The following is a 3,224-nucleotide window of genomic DNA, read 5'->3' as shown; positions in this document are numbered from 1 at the left end:
CTCGCCGTCCTCGCCGAAGGCTAGAACCTCATCACGGCGCTGGGCGAAGGCGACACCCAACTCCTCGAGCCGCTTGGTCGAGACCGCCTTGCCAAGCGCCGGGAGAATCTCGGTCTCCTCCTCTTCGACATGGTGGTTGATGGCGTCGACGAATTCTTTGAACTTGGCGTCGAACTCTGGCCCATCGGTCGGCAGCCGCCGTACTTCCGCCAGCAGTTCCTCAGCCTCATGATGTTCCTCGGTTCCGTGGCCGGCCTCCTCACGCTCCCCGGCCTCTTCGGCCACGGCTGGGTAGACCTCCTCTTCCTCGGCCCTGGAGTGGGCGGCAAGCGACGCGGCGACCAGATCCAGCAGCTCAGCACGTCGCTCTCGGTCGACCTTGATCTGATCGAAGAGCTTCTCGAACTGACGGTGATCCTGGGTGATAAGTCGTACGACGTCGGTCATCTCATCTCCTCATGTCATCCGGGCGCCCGGGATCGCTCGTACTACCCCGCATCCGAAGCAACATGCGAGCGGTCTGTCCGCGGAGACTTTTCGCACCCGGCGATCTCCGCCGCCCCGGTGTTGACCGCAAGTCGGCCGATGAGGCTGTTTATTTCCTGACATCGGGGTAGATTCCGGCCAATCAGTACAGTAGGCGTTATTGTTACCTTTTGCCCATAGGGGGCATATGTGGCAAGCCGTCCGCTCAGTCTGATCAGGAAGAGCCTGGGATGCACACCTCCCGAGTGGCGGATTGTCGGCGTGTGCAATCAGTGCGGAACGACGTGGATGAAGGAGACATTGATGCCGGGCTTGGACGCGTCCAGCACACGACATGATGGAGTCACGGTCGTTGCACTGAACGGTGAGCTGGACCTGGCCACCGCCGACACCTTGGTCGCGCAGATAGCGAAAGCCTACAAGCAGGCCCCTGGTCTGGTTCTGGACCTGACCGAACTGGTCTTCATCGATAGCGCAGGGCTCGGCGTCCTCCTACAGGCCCAGCGAAAGGCCACCGAACACGGTGGGGCCGTGGCCCTGGCCTCATGCAGGCCGCAGGTCGCCAGGGCGCTCCAGCTCAGCGGCCTTGATAGCCGGATCCCGTGCTACGCGACAGCGGCCCAGGCGCTGACCGATCATTCGTTCACCGCACGTTCTCCTACCGACAAATCCTCTCGCGGCGGGAATGGCAGGGTGATCGAATGAGCTGTGGCGATGTCACTCTCTGGGCTCGCGGACGGTTCCCATGTAACTGCTGGGCGCCGGAGCGCGATGGCCTCACGCTGCGTCCAGGCTCAGATCCCCGAGTCGGCGATGACATTCGGATGGTCTTGCGCTTTGTAGTCATACTTTCCGTGTGTGGGGAAGTGTTGCTGCAGCGCCAGGTGCGCAGGCGACGCCGTACTCCGAACCTTCCACGCGAGGCACATCATGGTTACTAACACCGCGTACGCAGATCATGCTCCTTGGATGGCTGAGAGCGAATGCCGCACGGAAGACCCCGAGCTGTTCTTCCCGATCGGCTTGGGGGACGCCGTTCTCGGCCAGATCGAGCAGGCCGTATCCATCTGCCATCGATGTAGCGTAAAAGCCCAGTGCCTAAACTATGCACTGATCAACGGAATAAAGCACGGTATCTGGGGCGGACTCACCGAGCAAAGGCGGATTACGCTCGAGAACTGGCGACCACACCGCTCCGCCCGCGACGAGACCGCTGAACCGCACCCGGCGGCTTGACCGGATGCGCCAATGCGTTTCCCAGGAGTTCCCTGCCATGGCCTTGGAGCTCATCGAGTCCGCGCAGGCCCGCCGACGCCGTTAGCGCATCCCACTGTGCCGCCCTCGTCCGCGCCGGAGTGACCTTCGTCAACGGTCAGCTCCCCCAGGCCTTTGACCATTGCTCACGTACGGATACATGGAGATACGTATGGGCTGAGGCGCTGTGCACGCTGATGCTGGGAGTATCCGATCGGCGGAGGAGCGGTGCTGTGGCTGATCAGCGGACCTGCGACATTGTGGCTTTGGATGAGGCCGGCCGGCTGGGCCCGGCGGAGGCCGGAGGTAGGGCGGCGAGCTTGGGCGGACTGCGGGCGGCCGGTTTCCCGGTCTCGAACGGTTTCGTGATTTTGGCAGGGACGTTGGACCGCGGGATGGTCGGCGGTCGTCTCGAAGATCGGTTGGCGGCGACTGTCCTGGCCGCGGCCGGGCGGCTGAAGGGACCGTTGGCTGTGCGTTCCTCGGGCATTGAGGAGGACAGCGAAGATGCCTCGCATGCCGGGCAGTACGAGAGCGTGTTGGACGTGGACGCTGGGGAGCCACTGCTGGTAGCGGTGGGTGAGTGCGGGACGTCAGGTCGCTCTGCGCATGTGCGCCGCTACCGCGAGACCCGCGGCCTGCCGCGGCACAGCCGTCTCGCGGTGCTGGTCCAGCGGATGGTCCCGGCCGAGGCGGCCGGGGTGGCGTTCACCGCCAACCCTGTCACCGGTGAGCGGGAGGAGGTGGTGGTCAGCGCTGTACGCGGCCTGGGGGGCCGGCTCGTCTCCGGGGCGGCCTGCCCGGACGAATGGGTGGTGCGGGGTGATGCGGCGACCTGTGGTGCGCACCCGGAAGACGCGATCGACGCGGCCCAGGTCCGATCGGTCGCCGAGTTGGCCCGGCGGGTGGAGGCGCACGAGGGCGTACCGCAGGACATCGAATGGGCGCTCGCCGAGGGTGAGCTGTTCCTGCTCCAGGCCCGGCCGATCACCGCACTACCTGAGTCGCTCCCCGAACCGGTGCCGGTCCCGGCCGAGCCGCCGCCCGGGTACTGGACCCGCGAGGCCTCGCACGCTCCGAAACCGTGGACGCCGTTCATACGGGCCCTGTTCGAGGTGCGCAATCGGGCCTTGCGGGCCGCGTTCGCCGAGCATGGTTTCCTCTTGCAGGGCTTGGAGGCACGCGACATCGGGGGCTGGGAGTACACGCGGCTGGTGCCGCTGGGCGGCAAGGACCGTGGTGCCCCGCCGAGCTGGCTGTGGCCGCTGCTCATCCGATGTGCGCCGCCGCTGCGGAGTCGGATCCGTGCCTGTGTGCGCGCGATCCGCGCGGACACGCCGGGGCGGCTCATCGAACGCTGGCAAGACATCTGGCTGCCAGAGTTCGCCGGCCGGTTCGCGCGGTTGCGTGATGTCGACCCGAGCGGCTACTCCGACGAGCAACTCGACCGGGACTTCGACGATGTCGTCGCCTTGCACGACGGC

General features: G+C 65.8%; 4 protein-coding genes. 3 read left to right on the top strand and 1 reads right to left on the bottom strand.

Translation table 11 applies throughout. The features are described from left to right. On the bottom strand, window positions 1–447 hold a 447-nt coding region (locus tag HKK72_RS37860), incomplete at its 3' end, for a hemerythrin domain-containing protein (RefSeq protein WP_187239200.1). Window positions 448–789: 342 nt separating this feature from the next. On the opposite strand from HKK72_RS37860, the gene HKK72_RS37855 reads away from it, so the two are divergent. From HKK72_RS37855 to HKK72_RS37845, 3 genes are all read left to right on the top strand, one after another. Further along, window positions 790–1,191 (top strand): STAS domain-containing protein, encoded by a 402-nt coding sequence (locus HKK72_RS37855; protein WP_187239199.1) that lies wholly within the window; start codon window positions 790–792, stop codon window positions 1,189–1,191. Between the two features lie 264 nt (window positions 1,192–1,455). Beyond that, a complete protein-coding gene (locus HKK72_RS37850; RefSeq protein ID WP_187239198.1) occupies window positions 1,456–1,722 on the top strand; it encodes a WhiB family transcriptional regulator in 267 nt (88 codons plus the stop codon). Window positions 1,723–1,937: 215 nt separating this feature from the next. Next, a partial coding sequence (locus HKK72_RS37845) for a PEP/pyruvate-binding domain-containing protein (RefSeq protein ID WP_315987649.1) occupies window positions 1,938–3,224 on the top strand: 1,287 nt, incomplete at its 3' end.

It is taken from the genome of Actinomadura sp. HBU206391 (genome assembly GCF_014323665.1).
Taxonomy (GTDB): domain Bacteria; phylum Actinomycetota; class Actinomycetes; order Streptosporangiales; family Streptosporangiaceae; genus Actinomadura_C.
Note: the sequence above shows the minus strand (reverse complement) of the source record. Positions and strands in the feature narration are given on the sequence as shown.